Raw genomic sequence first — 16392 nt, forward strand, 5'->3', positions numbered from 1 at the left:
TCCGGATTGTCACTGCCAGGACGCATCCATCGCGAACGGCCCGCCGATCGGGACATCACGCACCGCCACCGGTTGATAGCGTACCGATGATCTCGTCGGCTGATGCCGGCAATGGTCCCCTGGGGAGGGTCGGCATGTGGGCGGACGACGCCGCGCTCGACGCGGCGGAACCCCGGCTCGACGAGTGGGAGTCGTCCCTCGCCGAGCGGGCATCACGGGCAAGGACACTTGCCGACACCGTGCAGGGCCTGACCGGCACCGCCCGCAGCCCCGACCGGACGATCGAGGTCACTGTCGACTCGGCTGGCCTCCTGATCGACATGCGGCTCGACGAACGCATCCGGAACCAACCGGCCGCAAGCACTGCCCGGCAGATCCTGGCCACCATCCGGGCCGCACACGCCGACCTGCTGACGCAGCTCACGGCCGTGACCACGGAAGCCCTCGGCGACGACGCAAGCGCCCAGGCCGTCATCGACTCGTACCGCAGCCGGCTGGTCCGCGACGAGGGGTCCAGCGATGCCGGCCGGTGACGGCATCCAGGTCGACCCGGACGACCTGGCGGCCCACGCCGCACGCCTCGACAGGTGCGCCGGCAACCTCGACACCGCCCAGCAGGCCGGCCAGCACGTCCGGTTGGGCACCGACGCGTACGGTCAGCTCTGCGCCATGATGCCGATGCTGCTCGACGGCCTGCAACGGACCCTGGTCGACGGCATCGGCGCCGCCGCCGGATCGGTGCGGGACACCGCCGGGAAGCTGCGGACCGGCGCGGACGGCTACCGACGCTCCGACGTCCACGCCGAGCAGCTACTCGACGGGGTGCGGCGGCGCCGGTGACAGCCAACCCGCTCGTCGCCGCCGCAGCGGACACCCCGCCCAGCGCGTGGGCGGGCGTGTGGATCTGCGAGGACATCGAACTCATCGCCCAAGGCGTCCGCACCGGCAGCTGGATCGACGGCAGCCTCGGCGTCGTCAGCGCCGGCCTCGACGCCCTCGCCCTCGTCTCCGACCCGGTCGGCGCCCTGCTCCAGTACGGCATCGCCTGGCTCATCGAACACGTCAAACCCCTCAGCGAAGCCCTCAACTGGCTCGCGGGCGACCCTGCACAGATAACCGCACACGCCCAGACCTGGCGCAACGTCGCCGCGTCACTGCGCGACGAGGCCGCCGCGCTGGCGCACGCGGTCCGCACCGACGTCGCCACATGGGGCGGCAGCGCCGGCCCCGCCTACCGCGCCTGGGCCGCCGAGCAACAGCAGGCAATCGGCGGCCTCGCCAAGGGCGCCGACACAATGGCCGCGATCACCGAAGGCGCCGCCGGCCTGGTCGCCGCCGTCCGACTCCTCGTCCGCGACGCCATCGCCACCTGCGTCTCCCGCCTCATCGTGTACGCGGGCGAACTCGTCGTCACCGGCGGCCTCGCCACACCACTGGTCGTCGAACAGGTCACCACGACGGTCGCCACCTGGGCGGCACGGATCGCACGGCTGCTGCGCGGGTTGCTGGCCAGCCTGCGCCGGCTCATACCGGAGGTACGCCGACTCGGCGACCTCATCGACAAGCTCAAACAGGCACTCGGCAGGTTGCGGTCCTCCGGCCCACCGCCCCCAGGTAGAGAGCCCTCGAAGCCTGACGCGCAGCGCGAGGCCGGACCTCAGCGGGCGGCCGAGGAACAGCGGGTCCGTGAGCTCGGCATGGACCCGGCCACCGGTCGGTTCCGTCCAGGCGAGGCCGAGACGGCGGTAAGACTGGAGCAGAAACTCGGCGTTCAGCTCAGCCGTGCTCCGGCAGACTCCTCGGCGGACTGGGTGGACAGCGCCGGACGTACCTATGATGCTGTCGGCAACTTCCCCGGTCAGTTCTTTGACCGCCAGTGGCCGCAACTTCAGTATCAGATTGAGCGCCACCTGGACAAGGCCGACCTCGTACCGGTCGACGTCTCGCGGTTCTCGGCCGAACAGGTCGCCCGGATCGAGCAGTTCATAGAGGCCCGAGGACTGGGCCCGCGGGTATTCATTGTGGGGAACTAATGGCTGGAATCATCGTGCTCCGACCCGGTGTCGACTGGACCGCAACCGGAGGGTTGTTCGACTGGACGCTGGAGTTCGTCATCCCGCGCCTCACCGACCGGCAGGCGGCCGAACGGCTGCAGGAGATCGTCGACAACAACCTCGGGTCGCTCTGGTTTGAGGAACTACCTGCACCGGCTCAGCAAGAGATCGTTGATCACTGGCGCAATGGCTTGGTGACTGCCGGCCAACGGCAACTGCCGGAGACCGAGCAGAAGGCCAGCGTCCTTCGCCACCTTGAGGAACTCGTAGAGGCGACACGCGTGGCGGGGTTTCCCGGATCGGCAACGTGACGAACTAAGGCACGGTGCGGACCGCTCCCATTGGTGCGCCCATCAGGTCACGGCGAGGTGGCCCTCCGAGGGCGCCGTCGTGATTTGCGGACGCGCTTCCTCAGCCCGCCGTGGCCGTCCGACATGCCCCAGGCGGCCACAGGACGGTCGTCGGTATGTCCCGCTGCCGCGCCCAGGCCACGGTTCGGTCGGTCGCCGCCTCGTGACAGCCGCGTTCCCCGTCCCAGACGGCCACCAAACGCTGCACCCGACGCAGCAGCTCCCGGTTCGCGGCCACGTACGCGGCCGTGCCGGAGTGCGGAAATCCGGTGTGGACGATCTCGACCGCCCCTCCGAGCAGATCATCGAAGGTGGGTCGGCCCGCCACCGGGATAGCCCGCTCCCGGTAGTCCGGCGCCGGCAGCACCACCTCGTACACGCCGCCGGTGGCCAGCACCGCCCGCGCGAAGACCTGATCGGCGCCCGCGGCCAGACAGGTGACACCCCGCACCGGCCGTTCGCTGATCCGGCGCAGCTCGGTACGCAGCGCGTCGTACACGAGCCGTTCGGTGGCGGGGGTCAGGTTGGTGTGCCCGGTGATCCCCACCCGGACCGGCCGAGGGTCCAACGTCATCCGCCGATCATCTCCCCGGACGCGTCGCCGGACGCACGCGGGGACTCACCCACGGCGCCGGTCTGCCGGGGCGGAACCGGCAGGCCGGTGGGATCCGCGCCCTCCGCGGTCAGCCGGATCATCTCGAAACCCGCGTCGGACAACACCTCCGGCAGAGCCCGGATCTCGTTGCGGTTCATCTCCTGGACGTCCGGTGGCAACTCGTCCCACGGTCGCAGCGTGGGATGCCGGCGGCGGGCGTCGTCGCGCGGCTCGCCGTACACCCAGCCCTCCCCCGACCGTTCCCCGCACCACCGCTCGTGCTCCAACCGGGCCAGTTCGTCGATCCGGTCGTCGATAGCACGGCTGGCGCCCGGATCCGCCGTACCGGCGGCGGTGCCGTGTCGGGGCGCCACCACGCAACCGAGGCTCAGCAGCTTGGCGGCGATGTCCTGCACGTGGGCGCGGTTGGCCCGACGCAGCGACTCGGGAAGCCGGGACCAGTCCACCATGGCGGGCGTCGATCCCCGACGCACCCCGGCCTTCACCTGCGACTGGAGGTACTTGTCGTGGATCTGCCGGGCCAGCCGTTCGGTGAGATCCTCGGCGATCAGTTGGGCGTCGCAAGCCCGGGTCAGCACCGGGTAGAGCTGGAGCCGGCCGTGCACCTCGTCGAGCAGGTCGTGCCGCCGGTCGCCGTGGAACGCGGCGGCGAGCGCCGCCTGCCGGTACACGGGTACGAAGACGGCGCTCTCCGCCCGCTGCCACAGCGCCGGGGTGTCCAACGCCAACTGGAGGCCGTTGCGTTCGTCCACCGCGCAGACATACAGCCGGTCGTAGCCGCCGCGCAGCATCCCCGACCCGACCAGGCCGTCGAGGTCCAGGTCGTACGCCCGGACCTGGCAGGTGGCGGGCAGGAAAGGGTGCCGGGCGGTCGCCAGCTCGAGTTCGACGGTCGCGTCCGGCGCCACCAGGTCGACGTGCAGCGGTGGCACGGGCCGCCCCGGCGGGGCCTCGGCCTGGCGCAGCTGCCAGTGTCGGGCGCTGGCCACCAGCGCGGCGCGGCGGAAGCTGCCCCGGCCGGCGATGAGGATCCGGACCGGTCGACCCGTCGGGCTGGGCAGCGGGTGGTGCTGGTGCAGGGCCCGGGCAGCCACGTCGTCGACGTGGAAGTAGTCCAGCCGCAGCCGGCTCGAACCGGCTGCGCCCAACCGTCGGGCCTGCAACGACAGGCACATCTCCGGATCGTGGACCTGCACGTAGACCCGGGCCGGTTGCCGTCGGTCCTGGATCAACCGGCTCGCCGCGTTGGCGATGGCGTGGTTGCGGTCGTCGTCGTCCGTGCAGGCGTAGACCGTGTGGGCGTACGGCAGGCCGGCGCCCCGCAGCACCTCGGGGCTCGTCGGGTCGCCGGTGACCCCCAGGTAGCGACGCCGGCGGTACTCCAGCGGCCCGAACGGCTCGGCCCGCACGACGACCACCCGCTCGCCCTCGCCGAAGAGCCGGTCGGCGAGCATGTGGGCGAACTGGGAGTCGCCGCAGACCACGGCGTGCCCCCGAGCCCGCCGGGCGCGCAACCGGCGGATCTCGGCGGCCAGCAGCAACCGGCTGGCCTCCACCACCGCGAGCAGGGTGAACAGCGGTGCCGCGAACCGGGCGACCTGCAACTGCCACGGGTACGGCCCGGGATCCTGGAACGGCTCCGCGCCGAGCACGAAGAGTTGGATGTCGTAGTAGACGACGTCGTACAGGTCGTAGCCGCTGCCCGGCTCGGCCCGCAGCAACAGGTCGAAGCCGACGTAACCGAGCACCAGCGCGAGCAGGCCGATCACCGCGAAGACCATCCGCAGTGCCCTCCCGGCCGGGCGGTACGCACCGGGGACCGGACCCGTCATCGACCAACTCCCTCGTCCGCGCGACCCCCCGATCCGCGGGACCGGGCCACCTCGAATCGTATTCGACGCAGTCGATCCGACCGGACCATCGGCACCCCGGCTGATCGGCTCTTTTCCCAGGTGAACGCCGCAGTCAGCAGATGCGTACGGGTCCCCCTGACTCGCCACCGAGGGTTAGGATTGCAAGACGGGCCGGAGGGGGCGCAGGAACGGGTCGGCCTCGGGTCCCCCGACACCCGGCGCCCAGGCCGGAGCTACCGGAGGATCACGGAGATGGACGCAGTCGAAGGTCCACCGGCGGCAGGCCCGGTCAATCCCTTCTCCCCGACGGCCGTTGCCCGGGTGACGGAGCAGGGCACCGGCGGGAGCACGGTGGTCACCGCCGCCGTCCGCGACGCCACCGACCAGCTCGACGACTACCTCCGTACCGGCGACGGCGCCGTGGTCGCCCTCATCGGTGACTACGGCACCGGCAAGACCCACCTCGCGGTCGAACTGCTGGCCCACACCCGGCGGGTCACCGGAGCCACCGTGCAGGGCATCTACCTGGACGCGCCGGGTGACACCTTCCTGTCACTGCACCGCCGGTTCCTGACCCGGCTGTCCCGGGACGCGGTGCGTGAGCTGCTGGCCGACTACGTGCCCGACCCCACGGGCGTCACCCCTTCGGGCGATCAGCTCGTCCGACGGCTCCGCGCGGATCTCGCGGAGGTCACCACCGACCCGGCGTTCGGCACCGCGTTGGCGATGCTGCTCGACCCGAGCACCGAGGCCGCCGCCTGGGACTGGCTGTCGGGTCACCCGCCGGGTCCGGCGCTGGTCGCCGCCGGCGTCACCCCCAGCACGAACGTGGAGGCCACCGCTGTCGAGGCGATGGGCGTGCTGGCCCTGCTGCACGGTCGACGGCACGACCGTTTCGTGCTGGTCCTCGACGAGCTCGACAAGATCCTCACCGCGGGTGGCCGCCCGGGTCCGGAGACGATGGCCCGCCTGCAACGGCTGCTCGGCGTGTTCACCTCCGCCGGGGCGCTCCTGGTGATCGCCGGGCTGCCGGACATGCTGCACCTGCTCAGCACCGAGGTACGCCAGCGGATCGGGCCGATCGTACGGATGTCCGCGCTCACCGGCGAGGACGTGCGCACGTTCATCCGGCAGACCCAGCTGCGGGCGTTCGGCCAGGCCCGGCTCGCGCCGTTCACCGTGGAGACCACCGAATACCTGGCCAACCTCGCCGACGGGGTGCCCCGGCGGGTGATCCGGCTCTGCTACCACCTGTTCCAGCGCGCCGCCCAGGCCGGCACACCCGTCACCCACGTCATGGTCCGCGAGGTGGTCCGCGTCCAGTTCGACCTGGCCAACCGTCAGGACGTCGCCGCCGACGTACGGCGGGTGCTCACCCAGGACGGCTGGTCGTATCAGCGGGACCACCTGGTCGGGTCGATGCGTGACCTGCCTGTCGACTTCTGGATACCCCTGGAGGAACGCAACGCGGGCTGCTGCGTACTGCTCAGCGAGTCGGTCCTCAAGGCCGAGGAGGTCGACGACCTCAATCGGCGGGTGGTCGCGATCCGGGCGGCCGTCCCGGACAGCGAGGTGATCCTCGTCGTCGTCGGTCACCTGCCCGCGGAGTTCGGGGCCGACCTCGCCGGCACGTTCAGCGTCGAACCCATCGTGCACGACCCGCAGTCGTTCGCCGAGGACCTGTCGGGCAGCGTCAAGGCCCTGATGCGCCGGCTGGAGCAGGCGATCGGCGCGGACGCGCTGACCTCGGTACGCCGGCGCGTCGAGCGGATCCACCGCCAGCAGAGCAACACCCAGCGCTCCATCGAGCACCTGTCGTACCAGCTCGACGAGATCCGTGGCGAACTGCGTCCGGCCGGCCTGCTCGGTGTCATGCCACAGCATCAGCCGGCGACGGGGGCGACGCCGCCGCTGCCGGGGAGGGTCGCACGGGTGTTCGTGGAGGCCATCGACGCCCTGGATCAGCTCACCGGTTTCGAGCGCCGGTTGCGGGACGCGTTCGCACCACACCGGGTGGCGACCGTCGGCGGCGCGGACGGCGGGCAGGCCCTACGGTCGCTGCTGCGCTCGCGGGACGTGCAGCGTGCGGTCGGCACGTCGGTGGTCCTGCGCCGCCTCATCGAGGCGTTCCGCGAGGGCGTGGAGCAGTGGTACGACGGCCACCGCGTCGATCCCCAACCGACGGACCTGGAGCGGTTGGATCTGCTCTGCGAGACGTACGACGGGATCGCCGAGTACCTGCCGCTGTTCCAGTTGGACACCCTGAGCGGGCTGGCCGCCGCCGGCGCCGGCGGTGAGGACAGCCCGGACCTCACCGACCGCTCGCCTACCTGGTCACAGGCGCGGTCGGTCTTCGACGGGTTGGGCGGTCGGGTCCGTCAGCTGCTGCTGGCCGGCTGAGCGCCGAGCGGGGTCGGGTCGGCGTCCGGTCGGGGCGTGGCGTGGCCAGGGCCTCCGGGTCCACGCCTGTCCAGCACCGCCATGGCCAGGGCGTGGATGACGTTGATGACCACGATGGCCGTCGCCACGATCCCCACCGTGCCGGGGAAGTCGCGTTCCAGGACGAGGGCGAGGATCACCGCGGTGATGCCGTTCTGCTGCCCCCAGGCGAGATAGCGCCTGTCGGTCGAGGGCAGGCCACGGGTGATCGGCACCGACACCACCAAGTGCGCCGCCACCGCCGCCAGCCCGAGCACCACACCTGGCACGATGTCGACGCCGTTGACCAGCAGCAGTCCGAGCAGGAAGGTGGCGACCAGGAACGCCGCCTGGGTGGACTTGCCGACGACAGGACCGAGTCGAGGCCGGAAGAAGAGCCCGGCGATCGCCAGGCCGAGCATGAGGAACTGCCAGGCGGCGACGAGGACCAGCGCGATCAGCACTGCCACCGCCAGCCAGTTCAGTGCCGTCCGGAGCCGGGGACGGGGCGAGTCCTCGCGCAGGCCGGCGGCGCGGAGCAGTCGCCACAGCAGCCAGGCGCCCACGGCGAAACCCACGTTGGCGAGCAGGTCGAGCAGTAGGTCCAGGGGCCGGTCACTGATCGCGCCGGCGAGCGCGCCACCGTCGCCACCGCTGAGGTCCAGGGCGAACGCGGAGACGTAGACGGTGAGCAGCACGGTGACGGGGTCGTCGAAGGACGCCCAGATGGACAGGATGGAACGGGCACGCGGGGAGGTACGGTCGGGACGGCTCATCGCCGCCACCGCGAGCGGGTCGATCTGGGCGACGGCCACGCCGAGGACCAGGAACGCAGGGTCGCGGAAGGCCAGCATCATCACCCCGGCGATGAGCGCGGCCTTGGCGACCACGCCGACGGTGACAGCCAGCAGGACGGTGCCCAGGTGGGCGCGGACCTCGGCGAGACTGATGTCGCGGGTGCTGCCGACCAGGCCCACCGCCAGCAGGACCGATGCGAGCAGCAGGTAGGCAGGGGCACGTTCGAGCCCGTCCACGTCGCCGGCCCACGCCACGGCCAGGCCGGCCACGGCGGCGGCGACCACGGCCGCTGATCTCGCCAGTACGGTCACGGCCACCCAACCGACGTGTCGAACCTGGTTGATCCGAGGTGAGGATATCGGCGCCGGCGAACCGCCTCAATCGCGAACCACGTGAATCCACCCGACATTTCAGGCCGGCGTCGTGAACCGTCGCGCCAGCGCCGCCAGGTCCTCGTCCGCGCGGGCGACGAAGTCCTGGCTGAGGGACACACCAAACAGGTAGTCGTCCGGAGAGAGCCGGTAGTAGTAGACCGCGCCCATCTCCACGTCGAGCACCAGCCGGGTGACGTTCCCGACCACGGCCCGACGCAGGTCCCGCCCCACCTGCATGGCCAGCAGCGACAGGTCACCGGCGAGGCGCTGGTAGCGGTCCCGCCGATCGGCCACCGTGACGCCCCGGTTGAAGAAGGGGTCCAGGTCCGGGTGGTCGAGGATGTCGACGGCCCACTCCTGCTCACCCAGCCGGTGGCGGCTCAGGAAGTGCAGGCCCTGCGGGCGCAACGTCGTGAGCGTCCCGTCCGGCGACGGCGCACCGCTGCGGTGGGGCCGGAAATCCTGCCCCGCCGCGGCGGGCGATGTCGCCTCAGCATCGGTGTCCGCCTCCCAGCCACCCGGGTTCTGCGACCGCTGCCGCAGCAGGCGGCGCAGGTCGCTGGCGAGTTGCGCCGCGGCCCGGTCGACGACGCTGACCCGGCTCGGGTCGGCCGCCGCCTCGGCGTCCATCTGGGGTACGGAGGCGAAGCCGACGATGTGCTCGTTGCCGACCACCGAGTTGCAGAAGACGAAACCCGTGCGGGTCTGCACGACCGTCCGGATCAGCGCCCCGGTGTGCAACTCCCCCAGCCGGCGATGCAGTTCGCTGACCCGGTAGACCAGTTGCGCCCCGACCCGGCGGTACGCCTCGCGGCGCTGCGACGGGTCCTCCTCGTCCGGCGTTGGAGCCGACGGGTGGTCCAGCAGGTCGAGCGCGAAGTCGAGGACTCCGGTGGTGTAGTGGGCGACGTGGTAGACGCCGCAGCCGCTGAGCAGCAGCCTCCGGCAGAGGTCGCGCTTCTTCAGGAAGCCCGGGACGTCCTGCTCGGCCGTCTCCTCGACCAGGGCGTCGTGCAGCTCCGGATCCGTCACCTGGTCACTCCCTCAGCTCTGCGGCACATCGATGTCGGTGTCGATCAGACTGGCATCGCCAGGAGTGCCGTCGCCCAGCGCCTGGATCGCCGCGAGGTTGGCGGCGGCGTCCCGGGTGACCGGGTGGGTGCGGCCGAGGTAGCCCAGGGCTGTCCCGTACGCCTCCTCCTGCGCCGTCAGCGCGGAGTCACGGTCGCCGCGTGCGGCCAGGTGACCGGCCTGGGCGGTCGTCGCCGCCAGCGACCACGGGTGCGCGCCGCCGAGCTTCGCCCGCAGGGAGCGCAGGCCGCGGTCGCCATACCAGACGGCCTGGTCGTACTCCCCGAGGCCGCGCTGGAACAGGCCGAGGTTTACCGAGCAGACCGCGGTGAAGGGGTGCCCGGACGCCAGTTTCCGTTCGTAGCCGCGCAGGCAGCGCATGGCGCTCTTCACGGCGATCCCGGCGTCGCCGGCCCGGTAGTAGTCGGCCGCCAGGCTCAACAGGCTGCCCCGGGTCAGCGGGTGGTCCTCGCCCAGGTTCTTGACATAGCCGCTGTACGTCTCGGCGCTGCGCTTCTTGGCCGGGATGGTCCAACCGAGGCGGCGCTCGGTGACGGCGAGACTGCGGTTGACACGTAGCTCGTCGAGGAGGCTGCCGGTGGGCAGCTCGTGAATGCGCGCGAGCGCCTCGCGCAGGGTGGCCAGCGACAGCTCGTACTCGCCGACCTCCCGCTCGCACGTGCCGACCTGACACGACGCCCGCCAGGTCCGCGGGTCCTCCGGGCCGAACAGCAGCATCCGGCGGTCCCGTTCCTGACGGGCCAGCCGCAGGGCCTCGCGGGCGTCACCGGTGAGCAGGAACGAGATGCCCAGGTTGTTCACCGCCATCCGGGTGTTCGGGTGGTCGTCCCCGACCAGACCGCGAAAGCCCTCGAAGGTGGCCTGGTCCTCGACGAGGGCATCCTCGAATCGGCCGAGGCCGCGCAGGTCACCGCCACGACCGCGGCCGGCGACCAGGGTACGGAAGTGGCGCAGGCCGTAGCGGCGGCGCTGCTCGCTGAGCACCATCTCGTCGAGCCGCAACGCCTCCTGGTGATCGCCCATGGCCCGGTGCAGGTTCGCGGTCTGGACGAACAGCCGCATCGTCAGCTGGTCCATCTCGTCGCCACCCTCCCACCGCTTGCAGGTCGCCGCGGCCAGCTGAAGCGCCGAGCGCCAGGCGTCGCTGTCGTTGGAGAGGTACAGGTGGCGGACCTGCTTGACGACCCAGTGCCGTACCTGTCGGTCGTCGGACTCCAGCGCGCCGGAGGGAATCAGGTGCTGCTGCAACTCCTCGAAGACGCCGGCGTAGCGGCTGTCGTCGGCCTCCGGATCGGTCGGGGCGTAGCCGGCGAGGCCCCGCAGGACCTGCCGGTGCCGCTCACACCGCTCCGGCTCCGTCATGACGCCCCGCAGCAGCACCTGGATGGCGCGGTGCATCCGCAGCGCCGACCCGTACCCCCAGTCGACGTCGTAGAGCGCGAAGCGCGCGCCGACAGTGAGGACGAGGTCCACCTCGCCGGCCTCGACCAGCAGTTCGTCCGCGTCCCGGCCGGACGCCGCGGCGAGCTGGGTCAGCATCGAGGTGGACCGCAGCAGCGGCAGCCCGATGCCCTCCGGGGACAGGAAGGCGCTCAGCTCGGCCAGCCGGATGGCCAGCTCCCCGAAGGCTGTGACACGCAGCGCCTCCAACGTGATCCGCAGGACCCGGGCCACGCTTGAGGTGTGCGATCCGGGGATGCTCTCCCCGATTTCCTCGTCGGACTGCCGTTCCAGCGCGGCCAGCAGCTCCCGGACGCTCTGGCCCACCGCCTCCAGGCTGGGCACCCCGCCGCGCTCCAACACCAGGGCGCGCTGCCGCATCCAGGCCGTCGCCAGGCGCAGGGCCAGCGGCAGATGCTCCAGCGCCACGGCGATCGACCGGGCGTCCTCGGTGCTGATGCCGAGCACGCGGCGCAGCATCGCCACGCTCTCGTCGCCGGTGAGTGCGGCGACCTCCAGAGGGGAGGGCAGCCCGGACGAGCCGTCGTCCCGCGAGGTGATCAGGACGTGCCCCACGCCGTCCTGCGGCCGAAGACCTGTCAACACGTCCGCGTCGTCGGCGTTGTCGTAGATCAGTAGCCAGCGTTGGAAAGCGCCGTCGGGCGCGACGAGCGCCTTCAGCGCGGCCTCCGCCGCCCCGGTGCTGTCCACCGCCTTGATCTCGTCGGCGAGCGCACCAAGCCCGGTCTGCACGGTCTCCCGGTCCTGCGCGGGGATCCACCAGACCACGTCGTAGTCGTAGGCGAACCGATGGGCGAACTCGCGGGCCAGCTCGCTCTTGCCGACCCCCGCCCCGCCGGTGAGGGTCACCGGGCCGTCCTCGCTGGTGAGGTGGTCGCGCAGCCGCTCCAGATAGTCGTCGCGGCCGACGAAGGACGGGTTGCGGGTAGGCACGTTGAACCGCACGCGCCGGGCGGGGTCCGCCGGGAAGCGCGGCACGTTGCGCAGGCCGCCGGCGGGTTGCACGGGAGCGATCAGGCCGAGCTGGCTCAGCAGCAACGACTGTGCCCGGACCGGGTCGGCCCCGCGCAGGTCGACGACCCGCTCGAGGCCGGGCGTATCCCGCCACGCCTCGCCGGCCACAAGCACGCCGAGCACCTCCGCCGACGAATCGGCGAAGCCCGTCCGCAGCCCGGCCAGATCCGTCCCGGCCGTCTCCGCGAGGCTGGGCGACAGGACCGCCAACACAGTGGTGCCCGGCCTGGAGCCGCTCTGCCCGCCGGGGCGTACGGCCCGCAGGTGGGACCGGACTCCGGCGCGGCGCAACTGCCCGCCGATCCAGTCCGCCCAGGGCCTGTCGACCGGGTCGTACGCCACCACGATGTCGCCCAGACTGTCCGCCTGCTCCAGCAACACAGCGCGCCGGTACCGGCCCCGGATCGGGACCGGCACGGGCACCGCCCGGGTGACCTCGCCCCCGGTGATCCAATCCGTGATCCGCTCGTACGCGGCCAGCGGGCTGTTCGCGTCGTTCGGGTCGTCGGCCAGCACGGACAGCACGTCGTCGAAGGTGTCGTAGTTGTGCGCCGGCACCTCCACGATCCCCGTCGGCGCCAGGCCCTGGGCGTCGCCGGTCGCCTCCTCCAGCAGCCAGGCGAAGGCCTGCCGGACGTAGTCTCGGGACCCACCGTGCCCGGGGTCGGGGACCTCGTGCAGGGTCGGCGCGGCGAGCACCCGGATCCCGCCGGTGGCCCGTTGCTGCAACTCCTTGGCGAGCCCCGCCGCGTGCTGCACGGACAACCGACGAGGTGGCATGCAGACCACCGCGACGTCGCTGAGCACCGCGCTGTGGGTGATCCCCGGCGCGCTCAGGTCCACCGGCGCGTCGATGAGGACGTAGTCGTAGTCGGCCTGCTGGAGCAGTTGCCGGATCCGGGCGGCCTCCCCGGTGGGCAGCCCGGCGGTGGTGGCGCCGAGACCCACCATGCTGAACGTGGCCGTCGAGCCGGACACCGCGTACCGGTAGAGGGTGCCCTGTTCGGGCGCGACCGGCGCGATCACCGTCGAGGGCGACACCGGCGGCGCGTCCGGTGCGGGGGTGAGCACGGCGGCGAGGTCGTCACCGAGCGTCCGCGCCGCCGCGACGGCGTCCACCTGGACGGGGCGCAGGAAGTCGTACACCCGCGGGGTCTTCGGGCACCAGTCGACGGCGAGCACCCTCTTGCCGTTGCCGGCGAGGATCCACGCCACGTTTGCCACCGCGCTGCTGCGGCCGGTGTCGTCGGCGGGCGACACGAACGAGACGATCGTGGCGACACCCGCTGTCCCATCCCTGCTGATCTTCATCGGTCTCCCCCGGCCCGGGCGGTGATGCGGGTCGCCGGCGTCACCGCGGCGCCCGTGGGGTCAGTCGTCGCCATTGAGGGCGCTCTCGAAGCCTGCGTACTGGTCACCGGCGGCGGCACGGCGGTCGAGCCGTGCCAGCGCGGCGACGAGGACACCGTTCGGCAGGGCGTCCAGTTCGGCAAGGTCCAGTTCGGTCAGGTCGATCAACTCCGAGCGGAGGTCGTCCTCTCCGGTGTCCATCCCCCGACCACCGCCTGTCTCCGTGTCGCGCCGCGCCCGGTCGGCCCCACCGCCGGGCCAGACATTGACCGGTCGCCAGATCCGCTGAGTGTGCTCATGATAACCGTGCGCCGCCGCAGCGGCGGACACCCGGACGGCGGCCGGACCAGGCAGGACGGGTCCACCCCGTCGCCGGCCGGTCGGCGGCGGCACCCGGAACGCCGCCTGTCGATGTATGCTCCACTCTGGTAGGTGGCCCGCCCGGCGACCGACAGGACGGCGGAGCGTCTGATGCCCGGACCCGTTGGCGGCCAGCGGCCGGCACTCGGCACGACGGCCCGCTCCGCGCCACCCACGCCCGCGGTTCCCTTCCGACAGTTCGTGGTGAAGCTGCACAGCCGCTGCGACCTGGCCTGCGACCACTGCTACGTCTACACGATGGCCGACCAGCGCTGGCGTTCCCGGCCACTGGCGATGTCCGCGGCGACCCTCGCGCGCACAGGCGTTCGCATCGGCGAACACGCCCGGCGGCACGGGCTGCGCCAGGTGAGCGTCGTCCTGCACGGCGGTGAGCCGCTGCTGGCCGGAGTGGCAGGCGTCGAACGGGCCGTCGAGCTGCTCCGGCGTGGCACCGCACCGGTGCCCGCGCGGGTGACCGTGCAGACCAACGGCGTCCGCCTGGACGACGCGTTCCTGCGTCTGTTCGACCGACTCGACGTGGGGGTCAGCGTCAGCCTCGACGGGGACCGGACGGCACACGACCGGCACCGGCGAGGCCCGGACGGTCGGGGCAGCCACAGCCGGGTCGGGGCCGCGCTGCGGCGGCTGACAGGGTCGTACCGCCAGTTGTTCAACGGTCTGCTGTGTACCGTCGACCTGCGCAACGACCCGATCGGCACCTACCGCAGCCTGCTGGTCCACCGCCCACCGGTGGTGGATTTCCTGCTGCCGCACGGCACCTGGTCGACGCCACCCGCCGGTCGCCCCGCCGATCCACGTCAGGCCCCGTACGCGCAGTGGCTGAGCGCGGTCTTCGACGAGTGGTATTCCGACGGAGGGCAACAGACCCGAGTCCGGCTCTTCGACGAAATCATCCAACTCCTGCTCGGCGGCTCCTCCCGCCTGGCTGGCGTGGGCGTCAGCCCGGTCGCGGTGGCAGTTGTGGAAACCGACGGGGCGATCGAGATGGACGACACGCTCGGCGCCGCCCACGCCGGCGCCGGACGCACCGGCCTGCACGTCGACCGGGACACCTTCGACGCCGCCCTGCGGCAGCCCGGTGTCCGCGCCCAGCAGGCCGGGGTGGACGGTCTCTGCGCGCGGTGCCGGGCCTGCGACCTGCACCAGGTCTGCGGCGGCGGCCTCTACACCCACCGGTGGCGCGCCGGCAGCGGCTTCGACAACCCGTCGGTGTACTGCGCCGACCTGTACCGACTCATCGGCCACATCCGCAGCACCCTGCGCCGGGACGTGACGGCGCTGCGGGAGGTGTCCCGGTGACACCGGCCGGGCACCGGCTGCCCCGGGCCGTCCTCGACGCCCTCGCCACGGGCGGGGGCGGACCGGCCGCCGTCGACCTGCTGCGCTCGTCCCAGCACAGCAAGAACCTGCTGCTGATCCGGGCGCTTGTCGTCCTCACCCACCGGGTCGACCATCCGGACCGGGCAGCCGTCGAGGCCGCGTACCGGCTGGTGAGTAACCTGGACAAGGGCCACCGCCAGGCGGCGTGGGGCCATCCGTCGGTGGCCGCCTGGGCCTTCGGCACCGCGTCTCTGCTGAACCGGGGCGAACGCGCCACGGCGTACCCCGGTCTGCTCGCGGCGGTCGCCGCCGCTGCCGCGGTGCGGGCCCGCGCGGACGCCGACCTGGACGTGCCGCTCAACCCCGCCGCGCCGGGCTGGCTGGACCTGCCCGGCCTCGGCACCCTACGGGTCGACCCCACCGCGACCCGCGCCCGCGTGCGCTGCGCCGGCGGGCACGCGGAGGTGCGCTGCGGCGGGGAGCGGATCGAGATCGGGTACGGCCACACGGCCGACGACCGCTGGCAGCCCTACCCGAAACTGCGGTTCACCCACAACGGGCTCACGCTGCGGCTGCTGCTGGACAGTGACACGTGGCGGCATGTGCCGGTCGCGCTCCGGGCCGGCACCCATCCGATCGCCGGTCCGGTCCGCGACCCCGGCCGCTGGCAGCACCTGCTGCGCGGGGCGTGGCGCCTGCTCGCCGACGAACACCGGGCGGTCGCCGAGGAGGTGTCCGTGGCGCTGCGGACGCTGGTGCCGCTCAGCCCACCACGGGCCGGGGTCCGCAGCGGCACGTTCCACCACGGCTTCGGCGCGGTGGCGATGTCCCTCCCACCGGACTCCCGCTCCGCGGCGGTGACCCTCGCCCACGAGGTCCAACACCTGAAGCTGGCCTCACTGACCGACCTGTTCCCGCTTGTGGAGCCCGGCCCCTACGAGTCGTTCTACGCACCGTGGCGTCCTGACCCCCGCCCGCTGGAGGGCCTCCTGCACGGCGCGTACGCCCACCTGGGGGTGGCCGGCTTCTGGCGCCGGCAGCGGTTCGTCGAACGGGACCGGGCAGCCCGTCACCGCGCCGAGGTCGAGTTCGTTCGGTGGACCCTGGCCGTCGGTCAGACCCTGCGGCTGCTGGCCGCGCAGCCACGTCTGACCGCCGTCGGCCGGCACCTCGTCGACGGCATGACACCTGTCACCGACAGGTGGGCGCGGGAACCCGTGGAGCGTGACGCGGCGGCCGACGCGGAGCGGCTGCTCGACGCGCACCGCGCCCATTGGGACCGGGAGCGGGCCGCAGCCCGACCGGCGTGAC

Annotated in this window: 13 protein-coding genes; 7 read left to right on the plus strand and 6 right to left on the minus strand. The window is 72.3% G+C overall.

Annotation, left to right across the window (positions count from 1 at the left end):
• Positions 1-134 precede the first annotated feature (134 nt).
• The 4 genes from ACFY2Q_RS21715 to ACFY2Q_RS21730 are packed head-to-tail and all read left to right on the plus strand — an operon-like array spanning position 135 to position 2365.
• Entirely contained in the window at positions 135-533 is a 399-nt protein-coding gene (locus tag ACFY2Q_RS21715) for a YbaB/EbfC family DNA-binding protein (RefSeq protein ID WP_387132988.1), read from the plus strand.
• On the plus strand, positions 520-840 hold the full coding sequence (locus ACFY2Q_RS21720; protein ID WP_387132991.1) for a type VII secretion target: 321 nt from the start codon (positions 520-522) through the stop codon (positions 838-840). Before ACFY2Q_RS21715 ends, ACFY2Q_RS21720 begins: the two co-directional genes overlap by 14 nt.
• A complete protein-coding gene (locus ACFY2Q_RS21725) occupies positions 837-2033 on the plus strand; it encodes a WXG100 family type VII secretion target (protein WP_387132994.1) in 1197 nt (398 codons plus the stop codon). The genes ACFY2Q_RS21720 and ACFY2Q_RS21725 overlap by 4 nt, the downstream gene beginning before the upstream one ends.
• Positions 2033-2365 (plus strand): hypothetical protein, encoded by a 333-nt coding sequence (locus ACFY2Q_RS21730; protein ID WP_387132997.1) that lies wholly within the window; start codon positions 2033-2035, stop codon positions 2363-2365. The genes ACFY2Q_RS21725 and ACFY2Q_RS21730 overlap by 1 nt, the downstream gene beginning before the upstream one ends.
• 100 nt (positions 2366-2465) lie before the next feature.
• On the opposite strand, the gene ACFY2Q_RS21735 is transcribed toward ACFY2Q_RS21730, so the two are convergent.
• Both ACFY2Q_RS21735 and ACFY2Q_RS21740 read right to left on the minus strand, forming a co-directional pair.
• Positions 2466-2978 (minus strand): hypothetical protein, encoded by a 513-nt coding sequence (locus ACFY2Q_RS21735; protein ID WP_387133000.1) that lies wholly within the window; start codon positions 2976-2978, stop codon positions 2466-2468.
• Positions 2975-4852: a RyR domain-containing protein gene (locus tag ACFY2Q_RS21740; protein ID WP_387133001.1), complete on the minus strand. Its 1878-nt coding sequence runs from the start codon at positions 4850-4852 to the stop codon at positions 2975-2977. The genes ACFY2Q_RS21735 and ACFY2Q_RS21740 overlap by 4 nt, the downstream gene beginning before the upstream one ends.
• 273 nt (positions 4853-5125) lie before the next feature.
• On the opposite strand from ACFY2Q_RS21740, the gene ACFY2Q_RS21745 reads away from it, so the two are divergent.
• A complete protein-coding gene (locus ACFY2Q_RS21745) occupies positions 5126-7273 on the plus strand; it encodes an AAA family ATPase (protein ID WP_387133004.1) in 2148 nt (715 codons plus the stop codon).
• On the opposite strand, the gene ACFY2Q_RS21750 is transcribed toward ACFY2Q_RS21745, so the two are convergent.
• The 4 genes from ACFY2Q_RS21750 to fxsA form a co-directional block, all read right to left on the minus strand.
• The gene (locus ACFY2Q_RS21750; RefSeq protein WP_387133007.1) at positions 7252-8400 is read right to left on the minus strand and encodes a hypothetical protein; all 1149 of its coding nucleotides are present in this window, start codon (positions 8398-8400) and stop codon (positions 7252-7254) included. The two genes, ACFY2Q_RS21745 and ACFY2Q_RS21750, sit on opposite strands and share 22 nt — an antisense overlap.
• A gap of 99 nt (positions 8401-8499) precedes the next feature.
• Positions 8500-9495, minus strand: coding sequence for a hypothetical protein (locus ACFY2Q_RS21755; RefSeq protein ID WP_387133008.1), 996 nt, complete (start codon positions 9493-9495; stop codon positions 8500-8502).
• A 12-nt stretch (positions 9496-9507) separates the two neighbouring features.
• A complete protein-coding gene (gene fxsT / locus ACFY2Q_RS21760) occupies positions 9508-13341 on the minus strand; it encodes an FxSxx-COOH system tetratricopeptide repeat protein (protein ID WP_387133010.1) in 3834 nt (1277 codons plus the stop codon).
• A 60-nt stretch (positions 13342-13401) separates the two neighbouring features.
• Positions 13402-13581, minus strand: coding sequence for an FxSxx-COOH cyclophane-containing RiPP peptide (gene fxsA, locus ACFY2Q_RS21765; RefSeq protein WP_387133013.1), 180 nt, complete (start codon positions 13579-13581; stop codon positions 13402-13404).
• A gap of 270 nt (positions 13582-13851) precedes the next feature.
• On the opposite strand from fxsA, the gene ACFY2Q_RS21770 reads away from it, so the two are divergent.
• Both ACFY2Q_RS21770 and ACFY2Q_RS21775 read left to right on the plus strand, forming a co-directional pair.
• On the plus strand, positions 13852-15060 hold the full coding sequence (locus ACFY2Q_RS21770; protein WP_387133015.1) for an FxsB family cyclophane-forming radical SAM/SPASM peptide maturase: 1209 nt from the start codon (positions 13852-13854) through the stop codon (positions 15058-15060).
• The gene (locus ACFY2Q_RS21775; protein ID WP_387133017.1) at positions 15057-16391 is read left to right on the plus strand and encodes an HEXXH motif domain-containing protein; all 1335 of its coding nucleotides are present in this window, start codon (positions 15057-15059) and stop codon (positions 16389-16391) included. Before ACFY2Q_RS21770 ends, ACFY2Q_RS21775 begins: the two co-directional genes overlap by 4 nt.
• Position 16392: the final 1 nt, after the last annotated feature.

The organism is Micromonospora sp. NPDC000316, from assembly GCF_042898885.1.
Lineage (GTDB): Bacteria > Actinomycetota > Actinomycetes > Mycobacteriales > Micromonosporaceae > Micromonospora.

Excerpts from the sequence above, each read along its gene's own strand:
- ACFY2Q_RS21720 (WP_387132991.1), top strand. The coding sequence starts at position 520 with ATGCCGGCCGGTGACGGCATCCAGGTCGACCCGGACGACCTGGCGGCC.
- ACFY2Q_RS21745 (WP_387133004.1), top strand. The coding sequence starts at position 5,126 with ATGGACGCAGTCGAAGGTCCACCGGCGGCAGGCCCGGTCAATCCCTTC.
- ACFY2Q_RS21740 (WP_387133001.1), bottom strand. The coding sequence starts at position 4,852 with ATGACGGGTCCGGTCCCCGGTGCGTACCGCCCGGCCGGGAGGGCACTG.
- ACFY2Q_RS21730 (WP_387132997.1), top strand. The coding sequence starts at position 2,033 with ATGGCTGGAATCATCGTGCTCCGACCCGGTGTCGACTGGACCGCAACC.
- ACFY2Q_RS21735 (WP_387133000.1), bottom strand. The coding sequence starts at position 2,978 with ATGACGTTGGACCCTCGGCCGGTCCGGGTGGGGATCACCGGGCACACC.
- ACFY2Q_RS21770 (WP_387133015.1), top strand. The coding sequence starts at position 13,852 with ATGCCCGGACCCGTTGGCGGCCAGCGGCCGGCACTCGGCACGACGGCC.
- ACFY2Q_RS21715 (WP_387132988.1), top strand. The coding sequence starts at position 135 with ATGTGGGCGGACGACGCCGCGCTCGACGCGGCGGAACCCCGGCTCGAC.
- fxsA (WP_387133013.1), bottom strand. The coding sequence starts at position 13,581 with ATGGACACCGGAGAGGACGACCTCCGCTCGGAGTTGATCGACCTGACC.
- fxsT (WP_387133010.1), bottom strand. The coding sequence starts at position 13,341 with ATGAAGATCAGCAGGGATGGGACAGCGGGTGTCGCCACGATCGTCTCG.